Annotated in this window: 9 protein-coding genes and 2 pseudogenes; 5 read left to right on the top strand and 6 right to left on the bottom strand. The window is 42.0% G+C overall.

Going from position 1 to position 17,847, the window contains the following annotated elements; all coding sequences use genetic code 11:
* Nucleotides 1-31 precede the first annotated feature (31 nt).
* Nucleotides 32-373, bottom strand: a complete 342-nt coding sequence (locus tag LBYS_RS10780; RefSeq protein WP_013408910.1) for a hypothetical protein — start codon at nucleotides 371-373, stop codon at nucleotides 32-34.
* Between the two features lie 199 nt (nucleotides 374-572).
* On the opposite strand from LBYS_RS10780, the gene nagB reads away from it, so the two are divergent.
* Nucleotides 573-2,486, top strand: a complete 1,914-nt coding sequence (gene nagB, locus LBYS_RS10775) for a glucosamine-6-phosphate deaminase (protein WP_013408909.1) — start codon at nucleotides 573-575, stop codon at nucleotides 2,484-2,486.
* 425 nt (nucleotides 2,487-2,911) lie between these two features.
* A pseudogene (locus LBYS_RS10770) lies at nucleotides 2,912-4,440 on the top strand (IS1182 family transposase).
* A gap of 135 nt (nucleotides 4,441-4,575) precedes the next feature.
* On the opposite strand, the gene LBYS_RS10765 reads toward LBYS_RS10770, so the two are convergent.
* A complete protein-coding gene (locus tag LBYS_RS10765; RefSeq protein ID WP_013408907.1) occupies nucleotides 4,576-7,464 on the bottom strand; it encodes a DEAD/DEAH box helicase in 2,889 nt (962 codons plus the stop codon).
* 140 nt (nucleotides 7,465-7,604) lie between these two features.
* Between LBYS_RS10765 and LBYS_RS10760 the strand changes: the two genes are divergently transcribed.
* The gene (locus tag LBYS_RS10760; protein ID WP_013408906.1) at nucleotides 7,605-8,420 is read left to right on the top strand and encodes an enoyl-ACP reductase FabI; all 816 of its coding nucleotides are present in this window, start codon (nucleotides 7,605-7,607) and stop codon (nucleotides 8,418-8,420) included.
* 141 nt (nucleotides 8,421-8,561) lie between these two features.
* Nucleotides 8,562-10,090, top strand: a pseudogene (locus LBYS_RS10755) (IS1182 family transposase).
* 134 nt (nucleotides 10,091-10,224) lie between these two features.
* On the opposite strand, the gene LBYS_RS10750 reads toward LBYS_RS10755, so the two are convergent.
* The 4 genes from LBYS_RS10750 to LBYS_RS10735 form a co-directional block, all read right to left on the bottom strand.
* The gene (locus tag LBYS_RS10750) at nucleotides 10,225-11,466 is read right to left on the bottom strand and encodes an aminotransferase class V-fold PLP-dependent enzyme (RefSeq protein ID WP_013408905.1); all 1,242 of its coding nucleotides are present in this window, start codon (nucleotides 11,464-11,466) and stop codon (nucleotides 10,225-10,227) included.
* Nucleotides 11,467-11,499: 33 nt separating this feature from the next.
* Entirely contained in the window at nucleotides 11,500-13,962 is a 2,463-nt protein-coding gene (locus LBYS_RS10745; protein WP_013408904.1) for a ribonucleoside-diphosphate reductase subunit alpha, read from the bottom strand.
* Nucleotides 13,963-14,274: 312 nt separating this feature from the next.
* Nucleotides 14,275-14,943 carry a thiamine diphosphokinase gene (locus LBYS_RS10740; RefSeq protein ID WP_013408903.1) on the bottom strand — a complete coding sequence of 223 codons (669 nt, stop codon included), beginning with the start codon at nucleotides 14,941-14,943 and terminating at the stop codon, nucleotides 14,275-14,277.
* Nucleotides 14,944-14,948: 5 nt separating this feature from the next.
* Nucleotides 14,949-16,784, bottom strand: a complete 1,836-nt coding sequence (locus tag LBYS_RS10735) for a beta-N-acetylhexosaminidase (RefSeq protein ID WP_013408902.1) — start codon at nucleotides 16,782-16,784, stop codon at nucleotides 14,949-14,951.
* 267 nt (nucleotides 16,785-17,051) lie between these two features.
* Here LBYS_RS10735 and LBYS_RS10730 point away from each other — a divergent pair, with 267 nt between their 5' ends.
* On the top strand, nucleotides 17,052-17,786 hold the full coding sequence (locus LBYS_RS10730; protein ID WP_013408901.1) for a YegP family protein: 735 nt from the start codon (nucleotides 17,052-17,054) through the stop codon (nucleotides 17,784-17,786).
* Nucleotides 17,787-17,847: the final 61 nt, after the last annotated feature.

Here is a 17,847-nt window from a genome sequence, read left to right as displayed (position 1 = left end):
TTAGCTCAGGGAGGAGCAGAGTTCCAAGGGCTTAGACTACTTCGTAATCACCCAAAACCTCGTGAATCATAGAAACAAGTTCTAGAGAAAACTTGGTGCCGTCTACTAATTCTCTTAGTTGGATCAGGTCACAAAGTGTCAAAGTAACGGTAGAAGATAATTTGGCGTGCTGGAGAGATACGAAATCACATTCGTCAGAAAGGTTAAAGAGTAATTCTTTAACATTTACTGAATGGAGATTCTTTCTGAATACCAAAAAATCAGTGATCGAAAACTTCCAAGTGTATTCTCTGAATTCAATATATATAGAATTACTAAGATCACACTGGAGTGAACGACCTTTGCTAGTACTATATAATTCGGATTTAGACAATTCATTTTTTTTTACGCCACAAAATTATAAAAAAGTTTTATTTATTTATAATAAATCCAGATAATATTAATGGGATTTTCATGTAAGTTTTAAAGATGATCTCGTTAAATTACAATTAATGGAATTAATAATTTTTTTTAAAAAAAAAGGGCGCTAATTTTAGCCCTTATTTAGTCAAGACTATCAACTAACAAGTATCATGGCCGTTGTACACGAACCCATCGCTTACGAAAAAATCCCCACCCGTATTTTTGCGGATCCCAAAGAAGCCTCAAAATCTGTAGCAAAGGAGATAGCTGATCTGATTCGTCAGAAGCAGAAAGAGGGTAAGAATTGTGTGTTAGGTTTAGCTACGGGCTCATCACCTAAAACAGTGTACGCCGAACTGGTGCGTATGCACAAAGAAGAAGGTTTAAGTTTTAAGAATGTGATCTCTTTCAACTTAGACGAGTATTATCCTATGGAGCCGGATGCCATTCAAAGTTACTGGCGTTTCATGCGTGAGCAATTATTTGATCACGTGGATATTCCAAAGGAAAACTATTTTATTCCCCTAGGTACATTGCCTCAGAACGCTATTGCGGAGTTTTGCAATAGTTATGAAGCTAAGATTGATGCGCTAGGTGGCTTAGATTTTCAATTATTAGGGATAGGCGGTAATGGTCACATAGGATTCAATGAGCCAGGTTCCTTAGCGAACTCCAGAACGCGTTTGATGATGTTGGATCACTCTACCAGAGCCGCTGCTATAGGTGATTTTGGCGGAGAATTGATTAAAGTACCAAAGAAAGCCATCACCTTAGGGGTTTCTAAGATCCTTCAGGCGAAAAGAGTGGTACTGTTAGCTTGGGGTGAAAGAAAAGCTGAGGTCATTGCTCAAGCCGTGGAAGGTAGAGTAACCGAACACCTGCCAGCTTCCTATTTGCAGCAGCATAACAACTGTCTGTTTGTAGTAGACATGGCTGCAGCCACAGAGTTAAAACGCATCAAAACTCCATGGTTAGTGGAAGATGTAGTTTGGGATACGCCTATGATCAAGAAAGCCGTATGTAGTTTAGCGCTTGAACTAGGTAAACCTATCTTGAAGTTAACTAACAAGGACTATAACGACAATGGTCTATCTGAGCTTCTAGCCGGATACGGGCAAGCGTACGATATCAATATAGAAGTATTTAATCACCTACAACATTCTATTACCGGATGGCCGGGAGGTAAGCCAAATGCAGACGATACTAACCGTCCGGAAAGAGCTCTTCCTGAGAAGAAACGCGTGATTATCTTCAGTCCTCACCCAGATGATGATATCATCTCTATGGGTGGTACTTTCCAGCGTTTGGTAGATCAGGGACACGATGTGCACGTGGCTTATCAGACTTCAGGAAATATTGCAGTGACTGATGACGAAGCCTTACGCTTCATAGATTTCGTAGTGGACTATAACAAACACTTTGGAATCAATAATAAAGAAGCGGAAGAGATCTTCGAAAACGCGAAACTGTTCTTGAAGAACAAGAAAGGAAGCGAAATAGACTCTCCGGAAGTACGTCATGTAAAGGGCATCATTCGTAGAGGTGAAGCTAAAGCCACCTGTAGATTCGTAGGTATCCCAATGGAGAATGTACACTTCTTGAACATGCCTTTCTATGAAACCGGTAAAGTTCAGAAATCTCCACTTGGTAAGGAAGATATAGCTATTGTTAGAGGATTGATTGAGAGCGTTAAACCTCATCAAATCTATGCAGCAGGAGACTTAGCGGATCCGCACGGAACCCACAAAGTTTGTTTGGATGCCATTTTTGAGGCCATCGGACAAATCAAGCATCAAAACTTCATGAAGGATTGTTGGGTATGGTTATACCGTGGTGCTTGGGCAGAGTGGGAGATCCACGAAATAGAAATGGCCGTACCTATGAGTCCGGATCAGGTAATGCAGAAACGCTTAGGTATCTTCAAACACCAGTCGCAAAAAGACGGCGTAGTGTTCCAAGGTTCTGATGCCCGTGAATTCTGGCAAAGAGCGGAGGATAGAAACCGTGCTACTGCTGAGCTTTATAACAAGCTGGGATTAGCTGAGTATCAGGCTATGGAAGCATTCGTGCGCTGGAAGTTCTAAGGTCCCTGTGGGGGGTGGTATTATGCGACTAAAAAGTATAATAAAATTTATACAAAATGCTTGGAAATTTGAATTATTATAAATAACTTCACTTTGTAAACAAGTTGAATCGCATATACACAAACCCTTACCCTTATGAAGAAGATAAATTTTTTTATGATCTGTCAATGGATCGTCTTCGCGCCGATCATTTTGCCTATTAGCATTATTACAGGCGCATATGAAGGGCTGAAGAAAGTATTTCATCAAGCAGCTGTAGATATATTTCAAACAGAAGAAGTGACATCTTAAGAGGGTGTCTCATAAAGGCACCCTCGTTTTTATTTTGAAGCCGAGGTTTTTTTTAGATTTGGCTTCACATTTTCTCTTTAAAACTTGCGTTATTATCCTGATTTTCATATATTTAGGTATAAAAAATCAAGGGTATGGCATCAAGAAAACCCACTTTTAAGCCTTACGACCAGCAGCAAATGATGCTATTGCCTCCAAGTTTGGAGGAACTGGTTCCCAAGAATCATCCGGTACGGGTGGTCAATGAGGTCATTAATAAAATTAACCTCGCTCCTCTGCATGCTTCGTATAAATTGACCGGTGCCTCCAGTTATCATCCTCAGATGCTGCTTAAAGTGTTGGTTTATGGGTATGTAAGCAATGTATATTCGAGCAGGAAGATAGAGGCAGCCTGTAAAGAGAGTATCTATTTTATGTGGATAAGCGGCATGAGCTATCCTGACCATAACACCATTAACCGTTTCAGAAGTGACCGCCTTCGAGAAAGTCTTCGAAGTGTGTTCGAAGAAGTAGTTAAGCTTTTAGCCCAGGAAGGACTTTTGAGTATTGAAGAGGTTTGTGTTGATGGGACCAAAATAGAGGCCAATGCCAATCGTTACACCTTTGTTTGGAAAAAGGCTATTGCGACCAATAAAGAGAAGATGAAGCAGCAATTGAAAGGCATTTGGGAATATGCTCAAAGTGTTGCCAGCAAAGAGGATAACCTTCCCGATCCCCCTGACTTCACCACCATTACTAGAGAAAAAGTACAGTCTACCGTCGATAAGCTCAATGAGGTTTTGGGCAAGAAAAAGATATTGACAAGAAGGTGAAAGGCAAACTGAGTTATGCCACCAAACACTTTCCACAGAACATGGGCAAATACGAAGAACAGGAGCAGATTCTTGGAGAGCGTAACAGTTACAGCAAGACGGATGAGGGAGCCACATTTATGAGGTTAAAGGAGGATCACATGAGGAATGGGCAATTGAAGCCGGCTTACAATGTTCAAATTTCCAGCTCCAACCAATTCGTTGTAAATTACACGATTCACCCCAACCCCAACGACACCACCACTCTGGCAGCGCATATAGCTCAGCATGAAGCAAGCTATCAGCAAGCTCCCAAAGTTATCACGGCAGATGCAGGCTACGGTTCTGAGGAAAATTATACCTTACTGGAAGGCAAAAAAGTAAAGGCCTACATCAAATACAATCTCTTTGACCGACAGCAGAACACCAATAACCAGGACCCATTTAGTACCGATAAGCTATTCTACAATGCCCAAGAAGACTGTTTCATCTGTCCGATGGGTCAGCAAATGAATTTCATTGGAGAGAGTAAAAGGAAGACCAGCACAGGTTTTGAACAAACCTCAAGAAAATATCAAGCCCAAAATTGCGGGCATTGTCCACTAAACGGAACTTGTAATAAGATGGAAGGGAATCGGATAGTCCAAGTCAATGAACGACTGGAGCGACAGCGGAAGCAGGCCTATGAACTTCTTAACAGTGAAGAAGGAATAAAAAGGCGAAAGAAAAGGTGTTACGATGTGGAACCCGTCTTTGCAAACATAAAAAGCAATCACGGCTTTAAACGATTTATGCTTCGGGGTAAGCATAAGGTCGAAATTGAGTTCGGCCTATTGGCCATAGCACAAAATATACGAAAAAAGGCCTCCTGAGAGACCTTTTTCAATACTATTTGCAAATTCAACCTCCTGAGGTTGGAATATAAAAAATCAAATAAGAAATCCCAGCCTAAATAAATTGAAAACAAAGAGAACGCCTCATTTAGGTTTTGAGACGTCCTCTTTTTTTTAGTCTATCAGTTGAAGGATATCCTCAGTGCTCAATGATTTGAAGAAGCTTTCTTCCTCTAGTATGAGTTCGTCAAAGAGTTGACGTTTTGTATTTTGAAGTTCTACGATCTTTTCTTCTATGGTATTTTGGGTAATAAACTTATAAGAAAATACCGTTTTTGTTTGTCCTATTCTATGTGCCCGGTCTACCGCTTGGGCCTCTATGGCAGGGTTCCACCAAGGGTCCAATAGGAAAACGTTCTCTGCCGCCGTCAGGTTTAGTCCTACTCCCCCTGCTTTTAGAGATATCAAGAAAATGAGCTCTTCTGCTGAATTCTGGAAACGGTTCACTAGTTCCATCCTGTTTTTAGTACTTCCGTCCAAATACAAATAAGGAATTTTCTCCGCTCTAAGTCCTTCGGCTACAAATTTTAAATGTTTAACAAACTGGCTAAAAATTAGTGTTTTCGAACCTTCACTTACCACTTCTTTTATCCTAGACAAGATGTCAATACCCTTCCCAGATCCGCCGGAATAATGGGGCAGAACCATGGCAGGGTGATTCGCTATCTGTCTAAGTTTCGAGAGTCCTTGTAATACCAGCATGCCCGGCTTTCCGGCCTCCTGCATGATTTGATTTCTTAAATAGGATTTGGTTTCGTCATATAACTTCTCCTGCTCCTCTGTCATTTGAGAATAGACTATAGACTCAATCTTTTCCGGAAGGTCTTTTGCTACTTGTCGCTTATTCCTTCTCAGCATAAAGGGCTTGATCTTAGAGGAAAGTTGGGCAAGGCTACTTTCATCTTTCTCCTTTTCTATCTGGTTTTGGTATTTCCTTTTAAAGGAGTTGAGGCTACCCAGTAGGCCGGGATTGACAAAGCTCATTTGGCTCCATAAATCCAGGGTGCTGTTCTCTAGAGGAGTACCGGTTAGGATGAGTCGGTTTTTGGTATTCAGCTCCATTACAGCCTTAAAATTCGCGGAGGAGGCGTTCTTTATGGATTGAGACTCGTCAAGTATGGCATAATTGAAGCGGAAGTGTTTGATAAAGTCTATGTCTGACCGCAGTATCCCATAGGAACAGATGACTAGATCATAAAACTGGAAGGCGTTACTGTCTTTGCTCCTTTGGGTTCCATAATGCACCATGACTCTTAATTCAGGGGTAAATCTGGAAGCCTCTTTTTGCCAGTTGTAGATCAAAGAGGTAGGTAGTACTAATAGACTGGGTATACCCGGATTTTCCTCTTTGATTTTTTGGAGGAAAGCCAAAGTAGTCACGGTTTTACCCAGTCCCATATCATCTGCCAAACATCCTCCCAGGCCGTAGTCTTTCAAGAAGTTCAGCCAGTTGTAACCCGCCTTCTGGTAAGGGCGTAGCTCTCCATTGAAATGTTCCGGTAATGGTACGTCTGTGATCTCTTCAAAATCTGCTAATGCAGCTAATTTTCTATTCATCATGGCGGTCAGGATGCCGTCTTGATGTAGAAGTTGTACGAGTCCCACAAACTGCTTCTTTAGTCGGGGCTCATCCTTATCCATGTTTTCAAAAAGTTCGGAATACATGCTAAACCAGGTATCCGGGATGCTGGCGGTGGTTCCGTCTGGCAATTGGAACTCGCGGATATTGTTTAAGATATAGTACTTGAACTTCTTGAAGGGAATGCGGAATTCTCCGAAGATCACTTCTGCTTCTATATCGAACCAGTCGTTCTTCTCTGTGACCTTTAAATCCACATGTGCATAGCCTAGGAAGTAGGTGGAGGCATTGCCTACGTGCTGTTGAACCTCAATGGGGTATTCTTCTAAGCGTTTTAGGTTTTGGTTTAGCCAGTCTAGGGCTTTGGATTTAGGAAGTGCCACTCTTCCGGCTCTTAGATCGAGGCCTAGGTCTTTTAGGAAATGGATTACGGCTCTTTCTGCCTGTAGATTCTTTTTTATCTTATGAAACTTCCAGGAATCTTCTGTTCTTTCCAGATATACGTAGGCAGGGTCAGAGAAATTATCAAATTTGAACTCGTAATTGCCGTACAGGAAGGCTAGCTCTAGAAGTAGATCTTTACTTTCTTCCTCACCTTCTTCAAACAGCTTACCTTGTCCTTTAACCTCAGAGATGAGCAGGCGGGTGGTAAACTCTTCCTTCTCATACGAGATCTCAAATCCGTCAGCGTACACGTTGAAGTTCGCTATAAGAGGTACTATGAACTTCCTGTAGTACGTGTCCTCAATGGACATGGGGATTTCAATGTTTGACTTATTCAGGAAGGGTCGAAGTTTCTTTCCGTCTACATGATCTTCAAAGAAGTACATGAGGTTATCCAAAAGGAGGACAGCCGGAGAATCGTTAACGATCAGCCCGTTTTTAAATTGGAATTTAACCTTTTCTCCTCCGCATTTCAGAATGGGGTAATAGATGGTTTTGGTGGCTTCCCGTTTGAAGTGGAAATATACTCTGATGGGTTCTTCCACCATTTGAATCTCCTTCCAGGTGGGTATACCATCGCTTCCCATGATGAAGAAGTTTTGGCCTTTGATGTTCTTATAGATCTCTTGGCGATAGTTCTCCAGGTAGGCATTGATGCTCTCCTTTAAAACAGGACCGCCGTCTTTGGTTTGATATACTTTTTTGAAGAACTCGTCGCGCTTCAGTTTTCTGTTCGTATTAAACTTCCTGTAAATGGCGTCTTGTTGGATTCTGGAAGTAAGTTCTACGAGTCGGATTTGTTCTTTGCTAAGTCCCGACTTAAAATCCTTGACATTCGTTCCTGAGATGTTTTGCGATTGAAGGGAGTATTCTCCTTTCAGGGTTAGTTTCACCACAAAGGGTTCCAGTAGGTACCCCAAGAATTCGTGTTGATAAAGACTAAATACGAGTTTAAAAGGTTCTGTTGGTGAAACAATCATGGTTGAATGAAAAATGGGTTTCAAATCTAAGCCAAATCTGGATGCATACAAAGTCTTTCTGTGAAAAGATGCAGGGGAGGAGTAAGGTTCTTTTGGAAAAATAGTATACTTTTGCAGCTACGATAATTAAATACTATACTATGGGTTACGGATTACTTAAAGGAAAAAGAGGAATAATTTCCGGAGCTTTGGATGAAAATTCTATCGCGTGGAAAGTGGCACAAAGAGCGAAAGAAGAAGGTGCTATATTTACTTTGACCAACGCCCCCATTGCTATGAGAATGGGTGAAATCAATAAACTTGCCGAGGAATGTAATGCAGAAATCATTCCTGCAGACGCTACCAGCTTAGAAGACATTGAGAAGCTTTTCAGTCGCTCCACTGAAGTTTTAGGTGGAAAGTTAGACTTTGTTCTTCATTCCATTGGTATGTCCCCTAACGTTAGAAAAGGTAAGGAATACGGAGATTTGAACTACGATTGGTACAAGCAGAGTATTGATATTTCTGCTATGTCATTTCATAAATTCATGCAGGTAGCTGAAAAGCAGGATGCCATCAATGAGTGGGGTTCAATAGTAGCTTTAACCTATATGGCTGCTCAGAGAACGTTCTCTTTCTACAGTGATATGGCAGATGCTAAAGCTATGTTAGAGTCTATAGCTCGTAGTTACGGTTATCGTTATGGTAAATTGAAGAATGTAAGGGTGAATACCGTGTCTCAATCTCCTACTAAAACCCGTGCGGGTGGTGGTATCGGTGGATTTGACCACTTCTATGAATTCGCTGAGAAAATGGCTCCACTAGGAAATGCAAGCGCGGATGATTGCGCAGACTACGTGGTGACCTTATTCTCTGATTTGACTAGAAAGGTAACCATGCAGAACTTGTTCCACGATGGAGGTTTCTCTATGACGGGAATTTCTGCTGAAGTGTTAGAAATGATCAAACCTGAATAAGAGGAAAGAGGGTGTCTCATAAAGGCACCCTCGTTTTTTATTTTGAAGCCGAGGTTTTTTTAGATTTGGCTTCACATTTTCTCTTTAAAACTTGCGTTATTATCCTGATTTTCATATATTTAGGTATAAAAAATCAAGGGTATGGCATCAAGAAAACCCACTTTTAAGCCTTACGACCAGCAGCAAATGATGCTATTGCCTCCAAGTTTGGAGGAACTGGTTCCCAAGAATCATCCGGTACGGGTGGTCAATGAGGTCATTAATAAAATTAATCTCGCTCCTCTGCATGCTTCGTATAAATTGACCGGTGCCTCCAGTTATCATCCTCAGATGCTGCTTAAAGTGTTGGTTTATGGGTATGTGAGCAATGTATATTCGAGCAGGAAGATAGAGGCAGCCTGTAAAGAGAGTATTTATTTTATGTGGATAAGCGGCATGAGCTATCCTGACCATAACACCATTAACCGTTTCAGAAGTGACCGCCTTCGAGAAAGTCTTCGAAGTGTGTTCGAAGAAGTAGTTAAGCTTTTAGCCCAGGAAGGACTTTTGAGTATTGAAGAGGTTTGTGTTGATGGGACCAAAATAGAGGCCAATGCCAATCGTTACACCTTTGTTTGGAAAAAGGCTATTGCGACCAATAAAGAGAAAATGAAGCAGCAATTGAAAGGCATTTGGGAATATGCTCAAAGTGTTGCCAGCAAAGAGGATAACCTTCCCGATCCCCCTGACTTCACCACCATTACTAGAGAAAAAGTACAGTCTACCGTCGATAAGCTCAATGAGGTTTTGGGCAAGAAAAAAGATATTGACAAGAAGGTGAAAGGCAAACTGAGTTATGCCACCAAACACTTTCCACAGAACATGGGCAAATACGAAGAACAGGAGCAGATTCTTGGAGAGCGTAACAGTTACAGCAAGACGGATGAGGGAGCCCATTTATGAGGTTAAAGGAGGATCACATGAGGAATGGGCAATTGAAGCCGGCTTACAATGTTCAAATTTCCAGCTCCAACCAATTCGTTGTAAATTACACGATTCACCCCAACCCCAACGACACCACCACTCTGGCAGCGCATATAGCTCAGCATGAAGCAAGCTATCAGCAAGCTCCCAAAGTTATCACGGCAGATGCAGGCTACGGTTCTGAGGAAAATTATACCTTACTGGAAGGCAAAAAAGTAAAGGCCTACATCAAATACAATCTCTTTGACCGACAGCAGAACACCAATAACCAGGACCCATTTAGTACCGATAAGCTATTCTACAATGCCCAAGAAGACTGTTTCATCTGTCCGATGGGTCAGCAAATGAATTTCATTGGAGAGAGTAAAAGGAAGACCAGCACAGGTTTTGAACAAACCTCAAGAAAATATCAAGCCCAAAATTGCGGGCATTGTCCACTAAACGGAACTTGTAATAAGATGGAAGGGAATCGGATAGTCCAAGTCAATGAACGACTGGAGCGACAGCGGAAGCAGGCCTATGAACTTCTTAACAGTGAAGAAGGAATAAAAAGGCGAAAGAAAAGGTGTTACGATGTGGAACCCGTCTTTGCAAACATAAAAAGCAATCACGGCTTTAAACGATTTATGCTTCGGGGTAAGCATAAGGTCGAAATTGAGTTCGGCCTATTGGCCATAGCACAAAATATACGAAAAAAGGCCTCCTGAGAGACCTTTTTCAATACTATTTGCAAATTCAACCTCCTGAGGTTGGAATATAAAAAATCAAATAAGAAATCCCAGCCTAAATAAATTGAAAACAAAGAGAACGCCTCATTTAGGTTTTGAGACGCCCTCTTTTTTTATGCTTTACTAAGTTGGTATAAGGCTTCTTTGAGTCGGTCGAGATCCTTTAATGTAGTATACACATGTGGGGTGACTCTAACTCCGTTGAGGTCTTCCCACTGAATGGGAGAGGTGTGAATCTTAAACTTATTAAATAAGTAGCTTTCAATCTCTCCTCCCGTTTTACCTTCTACGCTTACATGTGCTAGGGCGCATGAGTTATTAAAAGGTGTATTGATCTTTATCTTAGGCATTTTTGCTGCATCTTCTGCCCAATAGTTTTTCAAGAATCTCAATCTATTTTCCTTTCTGACATTCCCTATAGCTTCTTGGAATCTTAAGGCTATGCCTATGGCTTGCTCTAAGGGGAAAGGGCGAGTTCCCAGGTTTTCGAATTTTCGTATATTGTCTGATTTTGGAGAATCATTCGGAACCAAGGGGTAGATTTTGCTGATCTTTTCCTTTTTGATCCAAAGCATGCCTGTGCCTATGGGAGCCGACAACCATTTGTGGAGGCTGGTGCCAAAGTAATCTCCCCCTAAATCAGGAATCTTGTAATCCAGATGGGCGAAGGAGTGGGCTCCGTCAATGAGGACTTCTGCGCCTATCTTATGGGCTGCGTCTGCTATCTTTTTAGTGGGTAATATTTGACCGTTCCAATTGATCACATGGGTAATATGAACCACTCGGGTTTGTGGCCCCATTTGCTCTTGGTAAGCCTGCACTATTTTGGTTTCATCTTCTGTCCCTATGGGAAATTTGACGAACTTCAGTTTGATGCCATCGCGCATTTCTCTTTGTCGCCAAGCATGAAGCATATTAGGATAATCATAGGGATTTAATACCACTTCATCTCCGGCTTTTAGTGGAAGTCCGAGGATAACGGTATCCAATGCTTCCGTTGCATTTCTATTGAAGGCGATTTCTTCAGGAGAGCAACCGGCATATTTGGCCAGATTTTCTCTCAGAGGTTCTCTCCCCTGATCCAGGATTCTCCACATGTAATAGGAGGGAGCTTCGTTAACATACTTGTTATACCTTTCCACTGCATCCTGTACGATTTGCGGACTGGGGCTAACTCCTCCATTATTTAGATTGATGATTTGAGGGGAAGTGGTATAGGCTTGTTGGATTTGAGCCCAATAATCTTCATCTGTGCCCGGCAAACTAACCTTTTCCAGGTATTCAGGCATTAAGGGTTTAAGGGTAGTGTACAATCCGGCACCACCCAGTAGTTCTAGAAAGTTTCTTCGTATCATGGTATAGGGTAAAGGGGGATTTTGTCCCCCTTCTTAAGATCCACACATTTCACATCCTTCCGGATTGTCAAGAGAACACTGCATGGCTGCATATTTTTGCTCTTCTTCCGTCATTTGGAAGCTGGCAGCAGCTTTTTCTGCTTGTTCTTTGGCATATCCTTTATAATCAAGGGGTTTTTCTTGTATCGTCTCTGTTACCGGACTTGTCTCTGCTATGGCCTGTCTGTCTACGGTGAATTTCACGGCATCAGCGGCAGCCTTAGTTCTTAGGTAATACATACCGGTTTTCAGGCCAGCTTTCCAGGCATAGAAGTGCATGGAGGTTAGCTTCGCAAAGTTCGGATCCGTCATGAAGATGTTTAGGGACTGGCTTTGGCAGATGTAAGCGCCGCGGTCAGCTGACATGTCTATGATGGACTTTTGTTTGATCTCCCATGCCGTCTTGTATAGTGCTTTTAGATCTTCAGGGATCTCAGGGATCTGCTGTACGGATCCATTGGCAGCTATCAGCTTGTTCTTCATGGTATCATTCCAAAGGCCTATTTTTACCAGGTCGCGTAGTAAGTGTTTGTTCACAACTACGAATTCTCCGGAAAGTACTCTTCGGCTATAGATATTTGAAGTGTATGGTTCAAAACACTCGTTATTTCCTAAGATTTGACTAGTGGAGGCGGTAGGCATAGGAGCTAGGAGCAGAGAGTTTCTCACGCCGTGTTCCATCACTTTCTTACGCAAGTCTTCCCAGTCCCAAAGTCCGGAATCCGGGGTAACATCCCACATGTCAAACTGGAAGATACCTTTGGAGATAGGAGATCCTTCAAAGCTGGAATATGGTCCTTCTTCTTTGGCTAGTTCCATGGAAGTTTCCATTGCTGCAAAGTAAAGCGTCTCAAATACATCTCTGTTGAGCTTTTGAGCCTCTTCGCTATCAAATGGGAAGCGCATCAGGATGAAGGCATCAGCAAGGCCTTGGATCCCTAGTCCTATAGGTCTATGACGTTTATTGCTGTTTTCGGCTTCAGGAACCGGATAATAGTTGATATCTATAATACGGTTCAGGTTTCGAGTGACTACTTTGGTCACTTCATATAATTTTTGAAAGTCAAAACTAGGTGCTGGTCCTTCTGTATTTACAAATTTAGGCAGGGCTATGGAGGCCAGGTTACATACCGCCACCTCATCTGGTGCAGTATATTCTATTATCTCTGTACACAGGTTAGAGGACTTGATGGTTCCAAGGTTCTTTTGGTTCGACTTCTTATTAGCAGCGTCTTTGTACAGCATATAAGGAGTACCGGTTTCTACTTGGGATTCGAGGATTTGGAACCAAAGCTCTTGTGCAGGTATGGTTTTTCTGGCTTTGCCTTCTGCTTCGTACTTGGTATATAATCTTTCGAAATCTTCTCCGTAGGTGTCTGCTAATCCCGGACACTCGTGTGGGCAGAATAGGGACCAATCTGCATTAGCCTCAACTCTTTTCATGAAAAGGTCAGGAGTCCAAAGGGCGTAGAATAGGTCGCGAGCTCTTTCCTCTTCTTTACCGTGATTCTTTTTCAGGTTGAGGAATTCAAAGATATCTGCATGCCATGGTTCCAGATAGATGGCAAAAGAGCCTTTGCGCTTGCCACCGCCTTGGTCTACATATCTGGCGGTATCATTGAATACTCTCAGCATAGGTATGATACCGTTTGAAGTACCGTTTGTGCCTTTGATATAGGAGCCTGTAGCCCTTACATTATGGATAGAAAGGCCTATTCCTCCGGCCGACTGAGAGATCTTCGCCGTTTGTTTTAATGTGTCATATATGCCCTCAATGCTGTCGTCCTTCATGGTTAAAAGGAAGCAGGACGAAAGTTGAGGTTTAGGAGTACCTGCGTTAAATAGGGTAGGGGTGGCATGTGTAAACCAGCGCTCCGAAAGGAGGTTATAGGTTTCTATTGCTTTTTCAATGTTTTCTCCATGTATACCTACAGCCACGCGCATCAGCATGTGTTGAGGGCGTTCAACAATCTTCCCATTTAACTTCATGAGGTAAGATTTTTCTAAGGTTTTGTAACCAAAGAAATCATACCCAAAATCTCTGTCGTATATAATAGATGAGTCCAATAAAGCAGCGTTAGCCTGAATGATCTTCCAGGTTTCTTTAGAAATCAAAGCTGCATTTTCTCCGGTTTTAGGGTCTACGTATTGGTAGAGCAACTTCATGGTGCCGGAAAAAGACTTAAGCGTGTTCTTATGTAAATTGGAGATAGCAACTCTAGCAGCCAGAATAGCGTAATCAGGATGTTTGGTGGTCATGGAGGCGGCAGTTTCTGCAGCCAGAGTGTCAAGTTCGGAAGTGGTGACCCCATCATAGATCCCCGCCACTACTTTCATGGCTACTTCTACCGGCTGAACAAAATAGGGATCCAGCCCATAACATAGGCGTTCAATTCTGGCGGTGATCTTGTCAAACTTTACAGACTCCCGTCGGCCGTCTCTCTTTACAACAAACATATAGGTTGAAATTTTATTAAGTAGTTATCATTCACTGGTTTGCTTACCAAAGCTATTTAAAAAAAAGTACAAAAAAAATTATAAACAGAAGGGCTGGTGAGAGATTATTAAAAATATATAAATTGTCCGAAAAAGGACTGCTGCTAATTATCAATTGTTTAGCTAAAATAGGAGGCTGTGTCCGACTAAAAAAAATCCTATGAAATTTTTTTCATAGGATACCATTTAATAAAAATTGTGGAAATGAATTTGGAACTTCAGAAGTTATCCACTACTTTTTAACAAAGTTATCCACATTTAAGGGATTAATTATTAGTCGTTACATTCCATAATCAACAAGTCGCCTTCTGAGAAATCCACACTGACCATGCCATCCTCCAGGACCTTGTTGGAACTCCCGTTTCTGTAACCCAACTGCAGGGTACCTTCGTGCAGGTTATACATCAGGTTTTCTGTGGTTATGCCTGTGGTGGTACCAAGAGGCATCAGGGAGATGTTAGTGCCCTTTTTATACCATTTTTTGAAAACGTGTGGGCGGGGCAGTATTGGAAAAATACAAGAATAGTCATCTATTATTTTGAGGCTGATTTTATTCGCATATCTGCATAGAATGGAGATGTTTGTCATGGTATGGTCCGCCCTTTTACCCGTGGCCCAAATGATGTTTGCCGCGGGATATTCTTCCTGTATGAGGTAGTGTATGGCTTTTTCTAGATCTGGATATTCCTGGTCGGGAGTATGGACTACTTTGACCGGGTACTGTTGAATCTTAAGTTCTTCTGGATTTCTAGTATCGAAATCCCCTAAGATGACGTCCACTTTGATTCCCAGGTCCAGAACTCTTTCCAGAGCTCCATCCAGAACGATAACGGTGGGAGACCATTCGAGTAATTGGCCTAGAAGGTCCTCCGAACAGGCCTCCCCGTTCGCTATGATTAATGCCGGTTCTTGTTTCTCTCTAACTACGTGATGTGATGACATACCTATTATTTTGCCCTCTTAATCAAGTCCTCTCTGGGTATGATTAGTTCCCGTCCTAATTCTTTTCCGTCTTTTATGGTCTGAGTTCTGAGTTTTAGATCCCCATTTGGTATTTCTACAGGACCTTCATACTTAGAGGAATACTTCACCGGATAGGTATTATTTAAGGAATAATAGACTTCTGCTCCTGGCCAATAGGTCTTGAGGTGCAAGAAATACTTTTCGCCCTCTTTCTTGACTTCTACCACCGGCTCATAGACGGCTTTGGAGATGGGAATTCCAGCTTCGTCAAAGCGGGTAAAATAGGTGTCTAGTCGTTTAAGAAATCCGTTAAAATCACTGGCTCCTTTTGGAGACCAAACCTTCTCTGCAATAGCCAGAGCCCTAGGGTAGGCCATGTAGAAGGCGAAGTTAAGGGTTGGAATCACTTCTGCCCATAAATTTCCTTGTCCACCTAATATGTATTTTGGCTCCACTCCATCCGGAACGGGCTCTAGTTCATACGTTCTGGCGAGTGAAAGGTCTGAATAGATAGGATTTTCTACGGATTTATCCCCTTGGGTGTAGTCTAAATAGGCGTAAGTGGTGGGGGACATTACTACATAATGCCCTTCTTTGGCGGCTTTGATTCCACCGGATGTTCCTCTCCAGCTCATCACAGCGGTGGACTTAGGAAGTCCTCCACCGTCCAGGATTTCGTCCCAGCCTATCATCTTTTTGCCTTTGGAAGCAATGATATCATTCACTCTTCTGACGAAATAGGCTTGAAGCTCTTTGGTGTCTTTTAGTTGGTTCTTCTTCATAAATTCCTGCACTGAGGGGTCTTCCTCCCAGTAGCCATGATAGGCTTCATCTCCGCCCATATGTATATATTCACCCGGGAATAGAGCGGCTACTTCGCCCATGATGTCATTGATGACTTGGTAGACTTTCTCATCTGCAGGGTTTACTGTGTTTTCAATCAGCATCTTGAATTCGTGAGCGCCGTACCATTCCGCGAATTTCGAACCCGGGTTTACGAACTTAGGTTCCTTTTTCGTAGATAATTCCGGATAGGCGGTAAGTAGGGCCATGGAATGGCCAGGAAGGTCTATTTCCGGCACAATGGTGATGTTTCTTTCTGCGGCGTAGCGGATCACATCTTTGATTTGTTCCTGGGTATAGAAACCTCCGTAGGTATTTTCTTCTCCTTCTTTTGGATAGGGTCTTTGATCGCCGAAGCGGCCATGACGTTCTACCCTCCAGGCTCCTTTTTCTGTTAGTTTAGGGTGGGATTTGATCTCTATTCTCCAGCCTTCGTCATCTGTAAGGTGCCAGTGGAATACATTAAGTTTATATTGAGACATGACATCAATGTATTTCTTTACTTCCTCTACGGTGAAGAAATGCCTGCTTACGTCCAGCATGAGACCTCTCCAACCGAAGCGCGGATAATCCAGGATTTCACCTTGGGAGACTTGCCCATCATGTAAGAGTTGACGAAGGGTTTGGATGCCATAGAAAATGCCATTTGAGGTATTTGCCGTAATTCTGATCTCTTTTTCTTTTACGGAAAGGGAATATCCTTCTGTCCCCAATAGATCATTTTTGCTAAGAGCAAGTATAATGGAATTCTTACTCCCTGGTTTGGATAGTATCTGGTGATTTCCTTTGGGCAGGATATTCTTCAGGTATTCTGCCTGGCTTCTTAGGTCGGGGTTTAAGACAACAATATCCAGGGCATTCTTCGCAGAGAAGGTGCCCGTCTTCTTTTCCCATTTAACGGGTAAAGGGATGAGATCTTGAGCCTTTAGTGAAAGAGTTAGGAAACTAAGAAGTAGAAATAGGATAGAGCGAATCATGTTAAGGTATTTTTTGGCAAAATACTACAAGCGTAGAAATAATAAAAATTTTTAAAATTGTGCCAATTGTACACAATTTACTGCTTTATACTGAGGAGTTTGAGGCGAGGTAGCGGTATGCATGCAGAATAATTATACTTTTCAAATAAAGTATTGAAGAAAAGGGTAATAAATACTTTTTTGAGTCTAGAAATTAAGGATTTGAGGAATCTGCTTTGTAAATTAGTTTACATTTTCACTCCGGTGGATTAAACATTCATAATTTATATGGTTGACGATTATCTAAAGTGTAAGTCGTATGAAGGTCACCCTGCAGATCCTAAGAATGAAGGTTTTTCATTATTTGAGAAGTCGGGGAAGTTTTATTTCAGTTACCAAAAGGGTAGTCTTTTGTTGAGAAGTGAAGGATATGCTGACGCTTCTAGTCGGACAAAGGGCATAGCTGCTGTTAAGAAGAACCTGGAGGTACGGGAGCGTTGGAATGTGGAGGAAGTGAGTAAGAAGTATTATTTGGTACTTAAGAGTGGTAATAGAAAGGAGATAGGTCGGTCATGCGATTTTAGCAGTAAGGCAAAGGCGGAAGAAGCTTTGAAGTTGCTACTGGAAAAATCTGCACATTTGAATTTGCAGAATTATCTGGAAGTAGATCAGTATTTAAACCGTCCGAGAATATGGGATTCCTATGGGATCACCGGTTATGTTAAATTTCAGCACGAGGACGGGAAGCATTATTTTGGGGTGTATAACCCGGATGCCACTTTGTATTTGAGATCAGAAGGTTTTGAGTCAGAGGAGGACAGGGATATTGCCTTTGATTTAATGGATTCCATTATTCTTTTGGAAGAAAACTATAGGATAGAAAATATAAACGGGAGATACTATGCTGTCTTATTTGAAGGCGAAGATGTAGTAGCCATTTCTCCTGATTTTGGGTCATTTATAGATGCCTTTGTAACCACTCCGGGCGGTAGGCCACGTGAGATTCAGGGTACCATGTACTAAGGATTATCTTCGTTCTTAAAAAGAATCCTTCTGGGTCTCAGGAGGATTTTTTTGTATTTTT

Origin of the sequence: Leadbetterella byssophila DSM 17132, assembly GCF_000166395.1 — a bacterium.
In the GTDB taxonomy this organism is placed as follows: domain Bacteria; phylum Bacteroidota; class Bacteroidia; order Cytophagales; family Spirosomataceae; genus Leadbetterella; species Leadbetterella byssophila.
The sequence above is the reverse complement of the archived record's forward strand: the minus strand, read 5'-3'. Positions and strand labels throughout refer to the sequence as shown.